Origin of the sequence: Parabacteroides faecalis (assembly GCF_022809355.1) — a bacterium.
Classification (GTDB): domain Bacteria; phylum Bacteroidota; class Bacteroidia; order Bacteroidales; family Tannerellaceae; genus Parabacteroides; species Parabacteroides faecalis.
Genome location: NZ_JAKZMM010000005.1, coordinates 103,010 through 120,727, shown reverse-complemented (window position 1 = coordinate 120,727; position 17,718 = coordinate 103,010). Strand labels below are relative to the sequence as shown.

Sequence of the window (17,718 nt, the reverse complement as noted above, 5' to 3'; positions counted from 1 at the left end):
AAGGCATGACAGCCCAACAGATGGTTCTATCTCTGGAGAAAACCATCCAGTTGGCAGCCGACAGTTCGCTGGAGGCTTTTCGCAGCAAGAATCTCTATCTGACCGGTTACTGGGAATTCCGTAACTACAAGGCCGAACGCCTGCCCAGTCTGACACTCAACCTGACGCCAGCCCAATACTACCGCGACATCACCAAGCGATACGACTCGGAAGCCGACATTGACGTCTATCGCAAGCAGCAGTCATTCTATGCCGGAGGAAGCCTGAACCTGAAACAGAACTTCGACTGGCTGGGTGGTAGCTTCTACATTGATTCCGACTTAGGCTATATGCGTTACTTCGGCGAGAACACCTACAACCAGTTCACCTCCGTGCCGGTCCGCATCGGCTATAGTCAGGATCTGGTCGGCTACAATGCCTTCCGCTGGGAACGCAAGATCGAGCCGCTGAAATACGAAAAGGTAAAGAAAGAATTCCTATACAACATGGAAAGCATCAGCGAGCAGGCGACCACTTACTTCTTTGCCCTGGCCATGGCACAGGTGGAATACGACATGGCCAAAGAGAATGTGGCGAATACCGATACGCTCTATCGCACCGGACAAGAACGGCACAAGATAGCCGCCATCAGTCAGGAAGACCTGCTCACCCTGAAGCTGGACGCGGTCAATGCCAAGAATACACTGAAGAATGCCGAGATTGCCTTGAAGCGTGCCATGTTCAGTCTGGCTTCGTACCTGAACTTCGAGAAGAGCGAGGAAATCCGCCTGCGGTTGCCTTCCCGTCCGCGCGACCTGCATATTTCGGTAGAAGAAGCCTTGACCCTGGCCCGCGAGAACAACCCCGAATTTCTGGAGATGAAGCAAAGCATCCTGGAAGCAGAACAGGAAGTCGATCGCACGAAGAAAGAAGCCATGTTCAACGCATCGGTGAATGCCAGCATCGGATTCAACCAGGTATCGTCGAGGTTCCGGGATGTCTATAAAGATCCGCTGCAACAGGATATCGTTGCCATCTCCGTTTCCATCCCGCTGGTGGACTGGGGCGTCCGCAAAGGAAAGCACAACATCGCCAAGAGCAACCTGAGCATAGCCCAGACCACGGCACAGCAGAAAGAGATCAGCGTGGAAGAAGACGTCATCATGACCGTGGGCGACTTCAACATCCAGCAAAACCTGATCAGCAGTGCGGAAGAAGCCTTGGACATTGCCCTGATGGCCTATCAGAAGACCAAGCAGCGCTTCCTGATCGGGAAAGCCGACATCAACAGCATGACGCTCTCGCTGAACCGACAGCAGGAAGCCCAGCGCAACTATATCACCGCCTTGCAGAACTATTGGCTGAGTTACTACAAGATCCGGAAGCTGACCTTGCATGATTTCGAGACAGGTGTTTCTTTGTCGAATGAATTTGATTACGAACATGAACTATAAATCCTCTCCATCGGCTTTCACCATCATCGTCGCTTTCGTCTGCCTGGCGTTGGCGGGACTGGCATTCCTACCGCTCCTGCCGGTCAAGCTGTCGCCTTCGCGTACCTTGCCCCGGCTGAGTGTCTCCTTCAACATGCCGGGAAACTCGTCGCGGGTGATCGAGATGGAAGTGACCTCACGCCTGGAAGCCATGCTGTCGCGCATCAGCGGAGTAAAAGAGATTTCTTCTACTTCCGGCAACGGCTGGGGACGCATCACCATCGAACTGGACAAGCACACCGATGTGGATGCCGCCCGCTTCGAAGCCTCGACCATTGTCCGCCAGACATGGCCCGACCTGCCCGATGGTGTTACATATCCGACCCTGCAAATGAGCCGCCCCGACGACAAAGAGTCAAGGCCATTTCTGACTTATACCCTGAATGCGGCTGCCACGCCAATATTCATCCAGCGGTATGCCGAGAACCAGATCAAACCGCGCCTGAGTACCATCCAGGGAATCTACCGGATTCAGGTAAGCGGAGCAACACCCATGGAATGGCGGCTGGAATACGACAGCCGGCAACTCTCGGAACTGGGCATCACCGTACAGGATATCCAGGAAGCCATCTCAACCTATTACCAGAAAGAATTCCTGGGCATCGCCAACCTGTCGAACGATCCGGACGAAAAGCACTGGATGCGTCTGGCACTGATTCCGCAACACACGGAAGAAGGATTCGACCCGACAAAGATCTCGCTCAAGTCTCCGCAAGGGAAACTGCTCCGCCTGGACCAGCTCTTGCAAGTAACCCGACAGGAAGAAGAGCCGCAAAGCTATTATCGTATCAACGGACTGAACTCCATCTACCTTTCCATCTGGGCAGAAGAGACAGCCAACCAGTTGCAGCTGGCCCAACAGATCAAGGAAGAAATGGGAAACATCCAGCAAAACCTTCCGGCAGGCTACGAAATACATACCAGCTATGACGCCACGGAATACATCCAGGAAGAACTGGATAAGATCTATGTGCGCACCGGACTAACCATTCTGATCCTGTTGCTCTTCGTTCTGCTGATCACCCGGAATTTCCGTTACCTGTTCCTGATCGTGATCAGTCTGAGTATCAACCTGTGTATTGCCGTGATCTTCTATTATCTGTTCGGTTTGGAAATGCAGTTGTATTCATTAGCCGGAATCACCATCTCGCTGAGTCTTGTCATCGACAACACCATTGTGATGACCGATCACATCCGGAGGCGGCACGATCTGAAAGCCTTCCTCTCCATACTGGCAGCCACGCTGACCACCATCGGTGCCTTGGCAATCATCTTCTTCCTCGACGAACGAATCCGGTTGAACTTGCAGGACTTTGCCGCCGTTGTGATTATCAACCTGGCTGTCTCGCTGGCCGTAGCCCTTTTCCTGGTACCGGCCTTGATCGAGAAGATGCAACTCGCATCCATACACCGTACACAACGCCGGTTTCATCCGTCGTGGCTCACGTATGCCGTCCTTTACTTCAACCGGTATTACCGCTGGCAGATCCGTCTGCTGTGCCAATGGAAGAAACTTTCCTGTGTCGTACTGGTGCTGGTGTTCGGCTTGCCAGTCTTCCTCTTGCCGGAGAAAATAGAATACGACGACAAGAAATGGTATTCGCATACCGACTCGTTGTGTATCGACACCTATAATTCACTGGTGCAGAAAGACGTGTGGAAGGAGAAAATCAAGCCTGCGCTCAACAAAGGACTGGGCGGAACCTTGCGCCTCTTCGTCGAGAAAGTATATGAAGGCAGTTACTTCACCCGCAACGACGAAACCGTGCTCAGCATCTCGGCCTCCATGCCGAGCGGAACAACCCTGGAACAGATGAATACGCTGGTCGGACGGATGGAAGCCTTTCTGAGTACCCATAAAGAGATCCGTCAGTTCCAGACAAGCATCTATAATGCCAAGCAGGCAAGTATCAACGTCTATTTCACCCGCGAGGCAGAACGGAGCGGTTTCCCATATACGCTCAAGAGTAAGGTCATCAGCAAGGCGCTCCAATTAGGCGGCGGAAGCTGGAATGTCTGGGGATTGATGGACCAGGGCTTTAGCAACGACGTGCGGGAAAATGCCGGTTCGTATCGCATCGAGATGTATGGTTACAACTACGACGAATTGTATGCCTGGGCGGAAAAGCTGAAGGAGAAACTCCTCACCTACCGCCGTATCAAGGAAGTACTGATCAACTCGGAATATTCCTGGTGGAAAGATGATTATCAGGAATTCTATTTCAACCTGAACAAAGCCCGGATGGCGCAAGAATCCATCCTGCCGATCGAGCTGTTCGCCTCCGTCAATCCGGTTTTCGGGAAGAATATCTACACCGGAACAATTCTGGTAGATAATGAAATGGAAAGTCTGCGTCTCTCTTCCCGCCAATCTGAGGAATATGATATCTGGAACATGCAGTTCCTGCCCCAGCGCATCGGAGACAAATACTTCAAGCTGTCTGATCTGGCGACAGTCGAGAAAGGTCAGATGCCGCAGCAGATTGCCAAGATCAACCAGCAGTATCGCCTTTGTCTGCAATACGAATACATCGGATCGAGCAACCAAGGACAGAAAATCCAGAAGAACATCGTCAAGGACTTCCAGAAGATCTTGCCCATGGGCTACACAGCCAAGGTAGAAAGCAGCTACTGGTCGTGGGGAAACGACGACAACAAGCAATATCTGCTGCTGTTCCTGATCATCGTCATCATCTTCTTCACCACGAGCATCCTTTTCAACTCGCTGAAGCAGCCGTTGTCGGTCATCTTCGTCATCCCGATTTCCTACATCGGTGTGTTCCTCACTTTCTACTGGTTCAAACTGAACTTCGACCAAGGTGGCTTTGCCTCTTTCGTCCTGCTGTGCGGTATCACGGTGAATGCCAGTATCTATATCCTGAACGAATACAACCAGATTCGCGAGCGGTTCCCACGGATGCGGCCGATCCGCGCTTATCAGAAAGCCTGGAATGCCAAGATCACCCCGATCTTCCTGACCGTCATCTCAACGATCCTGGGTTTTATCCCATTCATGATCGGCGACGAGAAAGAAGCCTTCTGGTTTCCGCTGGCTGCCGGAACGATTGGCGGACTGATCATGTCGGTAATCGGTATCTATCTTTATCTGCCTATTTTCGTTCTCAAGCGGGAAAAGCAGAAGCCTGCTTGTAAAGCTTGAAAACTTTGCTTATTTTTGATGCGATAAAATCATTTTACCAACAAAAGCTAATCTATGGCAGACGATAAGAAGATTATTTTCTCAATGGTCGGAGTTAGCAAAGTCTATCCTCCGCAAAAACAGGTATTGAAAAACATATACCTTTCCTTTTTCTACGGAGCCAAAATCGGAATCATCGGATTGAATGGTTCGGGAAAATCAACCCTGTTGAAAATCATTGCCGGACTCGACAAGGATTATCAGGGAGAAGTTGTTTTCTCGCCCGGTTATTCCGTAGGTTATCTGGAACAGGATCCGCATCTGGAACCGGGAAAGACAGTAAAGGAAGTCGTACAGGAAGGTGTACAGGACATCGTGAATATATTAAAGGAATACGAGGAAGTCAACGAACGGTTCGGTGATCCGGAAGTATTGGAAGATCCGGACAAGATGGATGCTCTTATTGCCCGTCAGGCTGAATTGCAAGACAAGATTGATGCGACAGATGCCTGGAATCTGGATACCAAACTCGCACGGGCGATGGATGCCTTACGTTGTCCGCCCGAAGATCAGCTTGTCGATACGTTATCGGGAGGTGAACGCCGTCGTGTAGCACTTTGCCGTTTGCTTCTCCAGCAACCGGATGTATTGTTGCTCGACGAGCCGACCAACCACCTAGATGCCGAGTCTATCGATTGGCTGGAACAACACTTGCAGCAATATGCCGGTACAGTGATTTGTATCACCCACGACCGTTACTTCTTGGATCACGTAGCAGGCTGGATTCTGGAATTAGACCGAGGCGAAGGTATTCCTTGGAAAGGAAACTATTCTTCTTGGCTTGACCAGAAGACCAAACGCATGGCACAGGAAGAAAAGCAGGCCAGCAAACGCCGTAAGACGCTCGAACGTGAGTTGGAATGGATCAATATGGCTCCCAAAGCTCGCCAGGCCAAAGGAAAGGCGCGATTGAACTCGTATGAGAAGTTGCTGAACGAAGACCAGAAAGAACGCGAAGCCAAGCTGGAAATCTTCATCCCGAACGGTCCGCGCTTGGGTAACAAGGTCATCGAAGCCCATCATGTGGCCAAAGCCTTTGGCGACAAGCTGCTGTTCGATGATCTCAACTTCACCCTACCGCCTAACGGTATCGTCGGCGTCATTGGCCCGAACGGAGCCGGAAAGACAACGCTCTTCAAACTGATCATGGGACAGGAACAGGTTGATAACGGCTCTTTCGAAGTCGGAGAAACAGTGCGTATCGGATATGCCGACCAGACACATAAAGACATCGACCCGAAGAAATCTGTCTATCAGGTTGTATCCGGAGGCAATGAATTTATCCGTGTCGGTGGAAAGGAAATCAATGCCCGGGCTTATCTGTCGAAATTCAACTTCGCTGGTGCTGATCAGGAAAAGCTGTGTGGTGTTTTGTCTGGTGGTGAACGTAACCGCTTGCATCTGGCTCTTACCCTGAAAGCCGAAGCCAACGTCTTGCTGCTCGACGAGCCGACCAACGATATTGATGTCAACACCTTGAGAGCCTTGGAAGAAGGATTGGAAAACTTTGCCGGTTGCGCCGTTGTCGTATCACACGACCGCTGGTTCCTCGACCGTATCTGTACACACATCCTTTCATTCGAAGGAAACTCAAATGTCGTATTCTACGAAGGAAGTTATTCCGAATACGAAGAATACAAACGTAAGCAATCAGGTTATGAAGAACCTAAACGCGTACGCTATCGTAAATTAATAGTTGATTAATCCATAACAAACATAACAATCATAGAGAACCATGAAAAGAAAATTAGCTATTTTAGGTATAGCAGGTATTTCCCTGATGGGAAGTCTGTCTGTACAAGCACAGAAAACAGAGAAATTATTTAACGGGAAAGACTTGTCGAATTGGGAATTTTTAGTTGACAAGAATTCAGTTCCTGCAGAACAAGTATATTCTGTCAAAGACGGCATGATTCAAATCGCTGGTCAGCCTTTTGGTTATATGTACACCAAACAGAAATACAGTAACTATAAACTGCATGTTGAATGGAGATGGCCCGACGGCAAAGAAGCCAACAGCGGTATCTTCCTGTTGATTGAAGACCTGAAGAATCCGTTCCCGAACGGTGTCGAATGCCAGTTGCATGCCGGTGATGCTGGTGACTTCGTTTTATTAGGTGGCTCAGATTTGGCTGAATTCCAAAACAAGCCCGGACAACCTCGTCCTGCTTTCCCTGTTGTTCAGAAACATACCAAATCGAGTGAGAATAAAGCCGGAGAATGGAATGAAGCCAACATCTTCGTGAAAGATGGAGTCATTACTGTATATATCAACGGTGTTTATCAGAATACAGGAACAAACAAGGTCAAAGAAGGTCACATCGGTTTGCAAAGCGAAGGCGGCCCGATCCAATTCCGCAATGTTACATTGACTCCGTGGGAATAAATAACATCCGAATCGGTTGGCTCATATGGCATTTTGCCATCATGACACACCGGGAAAAGATGAAACCCATAAAAACAAACAGTTCAGCAAAGCAGACTTTGCTGAACTGTTTATTTTATAGTCCATAAATATAAGACCAGTCCTCATCCATCATTTCGGATTGATACGAATCATCAAATGATCCTTCGGAATCTGTTCGCCAATCTGAACATTCACAGCTTCAACGACGCCTGCAACAGGAGCTACTACCCGATTCAGCATCTTCATGGCCTGATGAATCAACAGTAATTGACCAGCTTCCACTTCATCTCCTACTTTCACTTCCAGTTCAACGATCGTTCCTGGCAGATGAGAAATCACATCTCCGGGAAAAGGTTTATGCCATACCGGACGATTCTTGAATTTTTCAGTCAGTGTCGTTTTGTATTTACGGGCAGTAACTACAAAATCCACCAATTCTTTCTTATTCTCTTCCATAGGCAAATATTTAGAATGGAGGCAAACCATGTTTCTTCGCAGGTCTATATTCCTCTTTCAAAATAGAAAGTTTCAAAGCATGCAGTAACAACGAACGAGTTTCTTTCGGTTCAATAACTGAATCAATAAAACCACGAGATGCAGCCACATACGGATTAGCAAACTTCTCGATATATTCTTTTACTTTTTCCTGACGCATAGCTTCCTGATCTTCAGCTGCCATGATTTCCTTACGGAAAATAATATTAGCAGCACCTTCCGGACCCATTACGGCAATTTCTGCACTTGGCCATGCAAACATAAAGTCTGCACCCAGGTGACGAGAGTTCATAGCAATGTAACCACCACCATAAGCTTTACGCAAAATCACTGTAATCTTTGGAACAGTTGCTTCTGAATATGCATACAATACTTTCGCACCATGGCGGATAACACCTGCATGTTCCTGATCAACACCAGGCAAATAACCAGGCATATCTTCCAGCGTAATGATTGGAATGTTGAATGAGTCGCAGAAACGGATGAAACGAGCAGCCTTATCAGCGCTGTCGCAATCCAATACACCAGCCAATACCATCGGCTGGTTAGCTACAAATCCAACAGTTTCACCGCCCATACGACCGAAACCGATCACGATGTTGGCAGCCCACATTTGCTGTACTTCCAGGAAGTCTGAGTCATCAACGATACATTTGATTACATCACGAACATCATACGGCTGTTTAGGATCAGCAGGAACGATTTCTTCAATATTCAACATTGCAGTCGGTTCCTTCGGCTCAACCATCTTAGCACGTTCCTGGTTATTCCAAGGAATGAAGCTAACCAAACGTTTTACCTGATCGAAACATTCCTGTTCACTCTTGGCATAGAAATGAGCATTTCCTGTAATTTCAGCATGAACACGAGCTCCGCCCAAATCTTCCATCGAGATATCTTCACCCAAGACAGTCTTGATTACGTTCGGACCAGTAATAAACATCTTAGAAATATTTTCAACTACAAAGACGAAGTCTGTCAAGGCAGGAGAATAAACAGCACCACCGGCACACGGACCTAAGATCAAAGAGATCTGAGGAATAACACCTGAAGCAATCGTATTCCGATAGAAAATCTCTCCGTAACCAGCTAATGCACCCACACCTTCCTGAATACGAGCACCACCTGAGTCATTGATACCAATGATCGGACACTTCATCTTCAAGGCATGATCCATGATCTTTGTAATCTTACGAGCATGTTGCAAACCCAATGAACCACCGGCAACCGTGAAGTCCTGAGCATAAATACATACAGGAGCACCAAAAATAGTACCAGTTCCTGTTACAACGCCATCACCCGGCAGGTCTTTCTTGTCCATACCGAAATCACGACCATCATGCTTTACAAACAAGTCATACTCGTGAAAAGAATTCTTGTCCAACAAAGAAAGAATACGGTCGCGGGCAGTCATCTTACCCATAGCAATCTGCTTTTCAATAGCAGCTTCGCCTCCACCCATTTCCACAACAGCTTTCTTTTCTCTGAGGGCCTGAATGTTTTTACTTAAATCTGTCATAAAACTAATATTTATAAATTACTTCGCCCTGTTTACCTAGCAGGAATGCTATTCAAACAAGGCGACAACTATATCTTTTTATTTCCCTATAGCTTTTGCTCGGTATGAACAACGTACCGAACCTTTAATGATATTGTTCAACTTGGATTTATTAAGCTGGCGACGGATAGCCGAAATGTTATCTATAAACACATGTCCTGCCAGATGTTCGCATTCGTGCTGAACGACACGAGCTGCAAAACCCGTAACTTCTTCTTCGTGCTCCTGCCAGTTTTCGTCATAATACTTAACACGAATCCGTACCGAACGAGCTACTTTCTCATGAATACCAGGCAAACTCAAACAACCTTCTTCCATCGAAACAGTTTCTTCGCTCTTCTCCAGAAATACAGGATTGATCATCGCACGCTTGAATCCTTTGCATTCCGGATAATCATCCTTCAATACGTCGGCATCAAGAACCAGGATTTGCAACGACAAACCCACCTGTGGTCCAGCCAAGCCTACACCATCAGCATGGTACATCGTCTCAAACATATTTGCAATCAATTGTTTCAAATCAGGATAATCCTGAGGAACCGCTTCAGCCTCTTTTCTCAAAACAGGCTGACCATATAAATATACGGGTAAAATCATATTATAATTTATATTTTTTACTTTCTAAATAAGCTTGAAGAATTATCACCGCACTGATCTCATCCACCAGGGCTTTTTCCTGACGTTTTTTCTTCTTCAATCCACCATCAAGCATCGCTTGATGAGCCATTACTGAGGTAAAACGCTCATCATAATACTCTACCGGAATATGAGGAATTGTTCTTTTCAGATGAGAGACAAAGGCCTCGACATATTTCATATTTTCGGAAGGCTCGTTATTCATTTGTTTAGGCTGCCCTACTATAAATAAATCAACCGGCTCTTTCGATACGTAATCGGACAAAAACTTGACTAATTCTCCACTCGGCACTGTTGTCAGGCCATTTGCTATAATCTGCAAGGTATCTGTCACAGCTACCCCTGTCCGTTTTCGGCCATAATCGATTGCTACAATTCTTCCCATGGCTGCAAAGATACAATATTTATAAATACGGAATTACACAAATGCTGAAAATCTGTGCATCACTTGTCAATATGCATTCTTCTCTCCCCGACACATATTCAGCAATGTCACCACTATAATCTTCAGATCCAAGAAGAAAGACCAGTTTTCTATATACCATACATCACGCTTAACACGTCCTTCCATTTGCTCCAGCGTTTTTGTTTCACCGCGATAGCCTGTTACTTGTGCCCAGCCTGTCACACCCGGTTTCACCAAATGCCGGACCATATATTTATCTATCAGGGCAGAATATTGTTCGGTATGCTTTAACATGTGCGGACGTGGACCAACCACCGACATATCTCCTTTCAATACATTGATAAACTGAGGGAATTCGTCCAGATTAGTTCTCCGCAGGAAATCTCCAATCTTCGTCTTTCTGGGATCATCTTTCACGGCTTGCAATGTATCAGCTTCAGCATTTACACGCATCGTACGGAATTTATAACATTCAAAATCCCGTCCATACAGTCCGGTACGCTTCTGCTTGAAAAAGATAGGTCCCGGCGAACTCCGTTTGATCAGGAAGCCGACAATGATGTATAAAAAAGGAAAGATCGTACAAAGAATGCCCAGTGAGAAAACAATGTCGAAAGCACGTTTCAAGGCCCGGTTGTAAAACGCCTGCAATGGCTCACGGCGTAATGTCAACAACGGGATTGACTCCATGATTTCCATCACCATACTCTTCTTGATGTTTCGGTAAATCTCAGGAACCATATAAAAACGTATCATGTTTTTCTCTGAGAAATTCAAGAGGCGAAGGATCTTTTCATCGTTCGTTCCCGGCAAGGTACAATAGATCTCATCAATATCTTTTTCCAAGGCATATTTCTCTACCTGATCAGTCGTTCCCAGATAATTCGGGAGAATATCTTTCAATACCAGATTATCATCAAAGAATCCTAAGATATTAAAGCCGGATGATATATCGTCTTTCATGACACGATATAATTCCATTCCGTTCTTTCCTGCTCCCACAATGATTATCTTCTTGAAATTGTATCCTTTGCGGCGATAGAACTTCAACAGCATACGCACAAAGACACGCCAACAGGAGAAAACAACCAGCGTGGACACATAATACAACAATAAGAATATGGCGAGAACATCTCCGATGTTCAAGAATATCAGACATGTACTAAACAGGAATATCAGCAACGTCAACAGTCCACAGGCCCGCTGAACTACCTTATCCAAATAAACAATCGACTTATGCAATTGTATGGGTACAAAATACAAAGAGAGGAAATAGCAGAAATTCAGCAGCAAAAGGACTTCTCGGATATTATATTCGATTGCCCGTGTATAATAAGGTCCTAAAAGGCTATATATAAGAATGAACATACAATTCAATACTGCCAAATCGCCAATCCCGATCAACCATTGAATTAAATAGCTATGTCTTTTATCAAATTCCATTTTTTCCCTGTTTACGTAACACAAATATACCTAATTATTTCGAGCAGACAAGAAGGATTCTTACAAAATCCGAACAAAACAGCATTCTAAGCGCCCAAACAACAGATTGGAAGAAAAGAAGGTGTGCCAAATGGAGTAACTCATCTCCATCGGCACACCTTATCAATTATTTGGATTCAAGTTTGCCAGCTTTACGCCGGCCTGCGCGGAAACCGCACGTGTAAAACCTGAAATTAAGCTTCTACATCCCAGTTTTCAGCAGCCAAACGCTTATAGCTACGCAGACGCCACTTAGCATTGTCTTCAGCAGCCTGGAACAATTCAGCAGCTTCAGCCGGATATTGTTTCATAACAGATGCGAAACGTACTTCACCCTTCAGGAAGTCCTGGAACTTGCTCCAATCCGGTTCTTTGCTATCCAATGTGAACGGATTCTTGCCTTCTGCTTCCAATGCCGGGTTGTAACGCCACAAGTGCCAGTAACCGCATTCAACAGCAGCCTTTTCTTCAGCCTGTGACTTACCCATACCCTTCTTCAAACCGTGGTTGATACAAGGAGCATAAGCAATGATCAAAGAAGGACCGTCGTAAGCTTCAGCTTCGCGGATTGCCTTCAATGTCTGAGCCTGGTCAGCACCCATAGCAATCTGAGCAACATATACATAACCGTATGTAGTAGCCATCAAGCCCAGGTCTTTCTTACGTACACGCTTACCAGCAGCAGCAAACTTGGCAATAGCACCTACCGGAGTAGATTTAGATGACTGTCCACCTGTATTAGAGTAAACTTCAGTATCCAATACCAAGATGTTTACATTCTTACCAGAAGCGATTACATGATCCAAACCTCCGTAACCGATATCGTAAGAAGCACCGTCACCACCAATGATCCACTGAGAACGTTTAACCAAGAAGTGAGACAATTCAGCGATAGTTGCGCAGTTAGCACATTTATCTTTAGCAGCTTCAACCATCGGGATGATCTTTTCTGCCAATTCTTTTGTCTTGTCTGCATCGTTCTGGTTTTCAATCCAAGCCTGGAATACTTCTTTGTATTCAGCCGGAGTTGCTTCAGCAGCGATTGCTTCTTCCATAGCCTTCTGGATACGAGCACGCATCTTTTCGTTGGCCAATTCCATACCTAAACCAAATTCACAGAAGTCTTCGAACAATGAGTTTGCCCAAGCCGGACCGTGACCCTTTTCGTTGGTTGTATACGGAGTAGAAGGAACAGAACCTGAATAGATAGAAGAACAACCTGTTGCATTGGCAACCATTTCACGATCACCGAACAACTGAGAAATCAACTTCACATACGGAGTTTCACCACAACCTGAACATGCGCCAGAGAACTCAAACAATGGAGTAGCGAACTGTGAGTTCTTCACATTCGACTTCACGTCAACCAAGCTCTGTTTTGTCTTCACATTAGCTACGCAGTAATCCCAGTTGGCAGCTTCTGCTTCCTGACCTTCCAGCGGAACCATGCTCAAAGCCTTGTTGCCCTTGAATCCCGGACAAACATCAGCACAGTTACCACAACCCAAGCAGTCCATAACGTCAACCTGCATACGGAAAGCCATACCCTTCATTGTAGCCGGAGCTTTCACTGCGATTGTAGCGAAGTTTGCACCCTTCAGTTCTTCTTCATCCAATACGAACGGACGGATAGCTGCGTGAGGACAAACATAAGCACACTGGTTACACTGGATACAGTTCGCTTCATTCCATACCGGAACAAATGTTGCTACACCACGTTTTTCATATTTAGCAGTACCTTGATGCCAAGTACCATCTTCAATACCCTTGAATGCAGAAACCTTCAACAGGTCACCATCCTGTGCATTAATCGGACGAACTACTTCGTTGATGAAAGCAGGATCGTTGTTGGCAGCCTTTTCATCAGCAGGCAGATTAGCCCAAGCCGGATCAACTGTCAACTGATGGTATTCACCACCACGGTCAACGGCAGCATAGTTCTTGTTAACCACATCTTCACCCTTCTTACCGTATGACTTCACGATGAACTTCTTCATCTGTTCGATAGCCAGATCAACAGGAATTACTTCTGTGATACGGAAGAATGCAGACTGCAGGATAGTATTGGTACGATTACCCAAACCGATTTCCTGAGCAATCTTCGTTGCATTGATATAATAAACTGTGATATTCTTCTGAGCGAAATAACGTTTTACGTTGTTTGGCAAATTCTTAGCCAATTCTTCACCTTCCCAGATTGTATTCAGCAAGAAGGTACCGTTTTCACGCAAACCGCGAGTCACATCATACATGTGCAGATATGCCTGAACGTGGCAAGCAACGAAATTAGGCGTATTTACCAAATAAGTTGAACGGATCGGATGGTCACCGAAACGCAAGTGAGAACAAGTGAAACCTCCAGATTTCTTAGAGTCATAAGCGAAATAAGCCTGGCAGTATTTGTTCGTGTTATCACCGATGATCTTCACAGAGTTCTTATTAGCACCTACTGTACCGTCGGCACCCAAACCATAGAACTTAGCTTCGAACATGCCTTCGCCACCCAAAGCAATTTCTTCTTTCTTAGGCAGAGATGTGAAAGTTACATCATCTTCGATACCGATTGTAAACTGATTCTTCGGCATAGCCATAGCCAAGTTTTCATAAACTGCCAAGATCTGAGCCGGAGTTGTATCCTTAGATCCCAAACCATAACGGCCACCTACGATCAGCGGAGCATTTTCTACGCCATAGAAACAATCTTTTACGTCCAGATACAACGGTTCGCCGTTAGCTCCCGGTTCTTTTGTACGATCCAGAACAGCAATACGTTTTGCAGTCTTAGGTACAGCTGCCAAGAAATGCTTAGCAGAGAACGGACGATACAAGTGAACAGATACCAAACCAACTTTTTCACCCTTGCTTGTCAAATAATCGATTGCTTCGCGAGCAGCTTCGGTTACTGAACCCATAGCGATGATAACGCGTTCTGCATCTTCAGCACCATAGTAATCGAACAAGCCATATTTACGACCTGTGATCTTGCTGATTTCGTTCATGTATTCTTCTACGATAGCAGGAACAGCTTCATAGAATGAATTAGAAGATTCTCTGTGCTGGAAGAAGTGATCCGGGTTTTCAGCCATACCACGAGCTACCGGCTTCTGCGGATTCAAGGCACGGGCACGGAATTCAGCCAACGCTTTCTGATCGATCAGCGGAGCCAAATCTTCATTTTCCAACTTTTCAATCTTCTGGATTTCATGTGAAGTACGGAAACCATCGAAGAAGTTGATGAACGGCACACGTGACTTCAATGTTGCCAGGTGAGCAACACCAGCCAAATCCATCACTTCCTGAACTGAACCTTCGCACAACATGGCGAAACCTGTCTGACGACAAGACATAACATCCTGATGGTCGCCAAAAATACACAAGGCATGAGAAGCCAATGTACGGGCAGAAACATGGAATACGCAAGGCAGTAATTCACCTGCAATCTTATACATGTTCGGGATCATTAACAACAAACCTTGAGAAGCGGTATAAGTAGTTGTCAACGCACCTGCCTGCAAAGAACCATGAACAGCTCCAGCAGCACCACCTTCTGATTGCATTTCCTGAACCATTACAGTTTCGCCGAAGATATTCTTGCGGCCAGCTGCTGCCCATTCATCTACATGTTCTGCCATAGTAGATGACGGAGTGATCGGATAAATAGCAGCTACTTCACTGAACATATACGAAATATGTGCAGCTGCTTCATTACCGTCACATGTGATAAATTTCTTTTCTTTTGTCATAGATCTATAAACTATTAGTATGTAAAGATTCTCAATATAAAAAGCCGAAGAGCCAAAGCGGTATCAGATTGCCTTCACCTATCTTTGTCTGGTCAACGGCGTAATACATATCTGCACTGTTTTTAAACTTCATATTATCTTCTATCCGAAAATGATATGACTGATTCACCAAGAAATGAGCATTCTTAATGCCTGCATTCACTTCATTGTCTTTCTGAAGCTGATTAAAGAAGAACGACTCGCGCGCTACATTCTTGTTCACCTCTTCCACCGGACAAATGGGATACATCAGATTCGAATTGTATAAATAAACCTTCGAAGGCTTCTTCGGAAATGATTCTCCTCGTGGATACAAGATATTAACCAAACGGGCATCAGCCAGGTATTTGATGTAATTCATCACCGTTGCCCGCGAAGTCTCTATTTCTTTACTCAACTGGCTCACGTTGGGCGAACCCGGGCCATATACAGCCAGCAAATATAATAATTTTCTCAACTTGGGCAGATAACTTTGCTCTATTTGTTTAATATAAAGTACGTCTACCTCCAGCATCATGTTCATCGTTTTCAGCAGATTCTCCGAAAAATTCCGCTTTTCCCGGAAAAAAGGATAAAAACCATGATGCATATAGTCTTGAAAATAGTCCAAGGGATTTACTTGATTCGAGATGTCTTCTGCTATCTGCCGGTGATGCTGGATCAGTTCGGCAAACGAATAGGAAGGGAAATTATTTCCCGTCATCATATTCAGAAACTCACGGAAAGAGAATCCCCGCAGATTATAAGAGACAACCTTTCCGGCCAGATCCGGATTCTCTTCCTTCAGGCGCATAACCGACGAACCGGAAAAGACTATGCGCAGATTGGGGAAATGATCATAACAATACCGCAGCTCTTTTGACCAGTCTGAATACTTGAATACCTGGTCGATCAATAATACTTCCCCACCGTTACGCTGGAACTCATCAGCGAAATCGACCAATGTACGCGCCGTGAAATAAAAGTGATTCAAATTGACATACAGGCATTTCTTATTGTCTGCGCCAAAGTATTCACGTGCATAATCCAACAAGAAAGTCGTTTTTCCAACACCTCTGGAACCTTTAATTCCTATCAGACGGTCATTCCAATTGATCTCGTCCATCAATTCCCGCCGAACGGAAGGTTGCAAATGTTCCACCAAATATTTATGTGTACGAAAAAATGATTCCACCTGCTATTTCTCACTTTGTCATTAACAGCGCAAAGATAAACAACTTCTATAAAATTGCAAAGCAGAGTTTGCAATTTTACCTTCTGAAGGGATGAATTTTCATTCGCATTGCTTTTATTTGCGTCAACCCCTTTTATTTATAAAGAGATTTTAAGTCAACTAAATCTGTTAAATGACAGATTTTTATCGTTTCACCCTTGTGAAGAGATCGTTTCACCTGGGTGATACGATCGTTCCACCTAGGTGATACGATCATTCCACCCGGGTGGAACGATCAATTTTCAGGCATAAAGCCTAAAAATCATACAGCAATCGATTTCCTACTAAAAAACAGACCTTTCGACCAGCGAAATAACTTATCTTTGTAGCAATATCAGACTAAGCATAAAGCACAAACAAGATGAAGAAACGACTTCTGTATCTTTTTACCTGCATGTATTTATTGTTACCTTTTCATATCCAGGGTGAAGAAGGATTTAGCCAGGCGTTAAAAATCAGTCTGACGGGGAAAATCTACAAAAACTTTTCGTTCACTGTGGAAGAAGACTTGCGATCGGCTATTGACTTTTCGCAACTGCAATGGCTTTTGGGTACAGCCGAACTTAATTATAAGATACATCCTCGGATAAAGGCGGGTGTGGCTTATATGCATCTACTCAATCTGTATGACAACACACAACATCGGCATCGCTATTTATTATATGTAACGGCCAAACAGCCGTGCGGTTCGTTTGTATTTTCTGTTCGGGAACGTTTCCAGAGCACGTATGCCAAACATAAAAAGCAACCGACCAGTTATTTGCGGTCCATGCTCACTTTGCAATATCACATTCCGAAATCAGATTTTTATCCCTTTGTATATGCCGAGACATTCAACAATACTTATCGGGGAAGTATGGCGCTCGACCGCCTCCGTTTGTCGGCCGGATGCGATTATCGGCTGAATTCACGCAACCAGATCCAGCTGTACTACCGATATCACTTCCTATATGCTCCTGATCCGGTCAATGCACCACAAGGAATTGGCCTGACTTTCTCGCATCGGTTTTAATGTTGCTTTCTTTTGTGCATAAAAAAACCGGTATTCCCGGAAGTCATTGCTGCTAT

12 protein-coding genes are annotated in these 17,718 nt (G+C 45.5%); 5 read left to right on the top strand and 7 right to left on the bottom strand.

The genetic code is table 11. From position 1 onward, the window contains the following. Nucleotides 1-5: 5 nt before the first annotated feature. The 4 genes from MUN53_RS03205 to MUN53_RS03190 all read left to right on the top strand — a co-directional run bounded on the left by MUN53_RS03205 (nt 6) and on the right by MUN53_RS03190 (nt 7,057). A complete protein-coding gene (locus tag MUN53_RS03205) occupies nt 6-1,433 on the top strand; it encodes a TolC family protein (protein WP_243323366.1) in 1,428 nt (475 codons plus the stop codon). Then, nucleotides 1,423-4,632: an efflux RND transporter permease subunit gene (locus tag MUN53_RS03200; RefSeq protein ID WP_394803027.1), complete on the top strand. Its 3,210-nt coding sequence runs from the start codon at nt 1,423-1,425 to the stop codon at nt 4,630-4,632. Before MUN53_RS03205 ends, MUN53_RS03200 begins: the two co-directional genes overlap by 11 nt. 54 nt (nt 4,633-4,686) lie before the next feature. Further along, entirely contained in the window at nt 4,687-6,375 is a 1,689-nt protein-coding gene (ettA, locus tag MUN53_RS03195; protein ID WP_243323350.1) for an energy-dependent translational throttle protein EttA, read from the top strand. A 76-nt stretch (nt 6,376-6,451) separates the two neighbouring features. Then, nucleotides 6,452-7,057 carry a 3-keto-disaccharide hydrolase gene (locus tag MUN53_RS03190; protein WP_394803030.1) on the top strand — a complete coding sequence of 202 codons (606 nt, stop codon included), beginning with the start codon at nt 6,452-6,454 and terminating at the stop codon, nt 7,055-7,057. 150 nt (nt 7,058-7,207) lie between these two features. Here the strand turns inward: MUN53_RS03190 and MUN53_RS03185 are convergent, their stop codons facing one another. From MUN53_RS03185 to MUN53_RS03155, 7 genes are all read right to left on the bottom strand, one after another. Then, complete coding sequence (locus tag MUN53_RS03185) at nt 7,208-7,534, bottom strand: acetyl-CoA carboxylase biotin carboxyl carrier protein subunit (RefSeq protein ID WP_022455006.1); 327 nt, start codon at nt 7,532-7,534, stop codon at nt 7,208-7,210. A 10-nt stretch (nt 7,535-7,544) separates the two neighbouring features. Continuing rightward, nucleotides 7,545-9,092: an acyl-CoA carboxylase subunit beta gene (locus MUN53_RS03180; RefSeq protein ID WP_022455007.1), complete on the bottom strand. Its 1,548-nt coding sequence runs from the start codon at nt 9,090-9,092 to the stop codon at nt 7,545-7,547. Between the two features lie 78 nt (nt 9,093-9,170). After that, nucleotides 9,171-9,728: a peptide deformylase gene (gene def, locus MUN53_RS03175; RefSeq protein WP_022455008.1), complete on the bottom strand. Its 558-nt coding sequence runs from the start codon at nt 9,726-9,728 to the stop codon at nt 9,171-9,173. 1 nt (nt 9,729) lies between these two features. Then, nucleotides 9,730-10,152: a Holliday junction resolvase RuvX gene (gene ruvX / locus MUN53_RS03170; protein WP_022455009.1), complete on the bottom strand. Its 423-nt coding sequence runs from the start codon at nt 10,150-10,152 to the stop codon at nt 9,730-9,732. Between the two features lie 66 nt (nt 10,153-10,218). Beyond that, on the bottom strand, nt 10,219-11,616 hold the full coding sequence (locus MUN53_RS03165; protein WP_243323349.1) for an undecaprenyl-phosphate glucose phosphotransferase: 1,398 nt from the start codon (nt 11,614-11,616) through the stop codon (nt 10,219-10,221). Nucleotides 11,617-11,849: 233 nt separating this feature from the next. Beyond that, nucleotides 11,850-15,398, bottom strand: coding sequence for a pyruvate:ferredoxin (flavodoxin) oxidoreductase (gene nifJ / locus MUN53_RS03160; RefSeq protein WP_243323348.1), 3,549 nt, complete (start codon nt 15,396-15,398; stop codon nt 11,850-11,852). A gap of 31 nt (nt 15,399-15,429) precedes the next feature. Further along, the gene (locus tag MUN53_RS03155) at nt 15,430-16,611 is read right to left on the bottom strand and encodes an ATP-binding protein (RefSeq protein WP_243323347.1); all 1,182 of its coding nucleotides are present in this window, start codon (nt 16,609-16,611) and stop codon (nt 15,430-15,432) included. A gap of 400 nt (nt 16,612-17,011) precedes the next feature. On the opposite strand from MUN53_RS03155, the gene MUN53_RS03150 reads away from it, so the two are divergent. Then, nucleotides 17,012-17,662: a DUF2490 domain-containing protein gene (locus MUN53_RS03150; protein WP_243323346.1), complete on the top strand. Its 651-nt coding sequence runs from the start codon at nt 17,012-17,014 to the stop codon at nt 17,660-17,662. Nucleotides 17,663-17,718 lie beyond the last annotated feature (56 nt).

Coding starts and splice junctions, on each gene's coding strand:
- ruvX (WP_022455009.1), bottom strand. CDS start 10,152: ATGGGAAGAATTGTAGCAATCGATTATGGCCGAAAACGGACAGGGGTA.
- ettA (WP_243323350.1), top strand. CDS start 4,687: ATGGCAGACGATAAGAAGATTATTTTCTCAATGGTCGGAGTTAGCAAA.
- def (WP_022455008.1), bottom strand. CDS start 9,728: ATGATTTTACCCGTATATTTATATGGTCAGCCTGTTTTGAGAAAAGAG.
- MUN53_RS03165 (WP_243323349.1), bottom strand. CDS start 11,616: ATGGAATTTGATAAAAGACATAGCTATTTAATTCAATGGTTGATCGGG.
- MUN53_RS03185 (WP_022455006.1), bottom strand. CDS start 7,534: ATGGAAGAGAATAAGAAAGAATTGGTGGATTTTGTAGTTACTGCCCGT.
- MUN53_RS03205 (WP_243323366.1), top strand. CDS start 6: ATGACAGCCCAACAGATGGTTCTATCTCTGGAGAAAACCATCCAGTTG.
- MUN53_RS03200 (WP_394803027.1), top strand. CDS start 1,423: ATGAACTATAAATCCTCTCCATCGGCTTTCACCATCATCGTCGCTTTC.
- nifJ (WP_243323348.1), bottom strand. CDS start 15,398: ATGACAAAAGAAAAGAAATTTATCACATGTGACGGTAATGAAGCAGCT.
- MUN53_RS03180 (WP_022455007.1), bottom strand. CDS start 9,092: ATGACAGATTTAAGTAAAAACATTCAGGCCCTCAGAGAAAAGAAAGCT.
- MUN53_RS03190 (WP_394803030.1), top strand. CDS start 6,452: ATGGGAAGTCTGTCTGTACAAGCACAGAAAACAGAGAAATTATTTAAC.
- MUN53_RS03150 (WP_243323346.1), top strand. CDS start 17,012: ATGAAGAAACGACTTCTGTATCTTTTTACCTGCATGTATTTATTGTTA.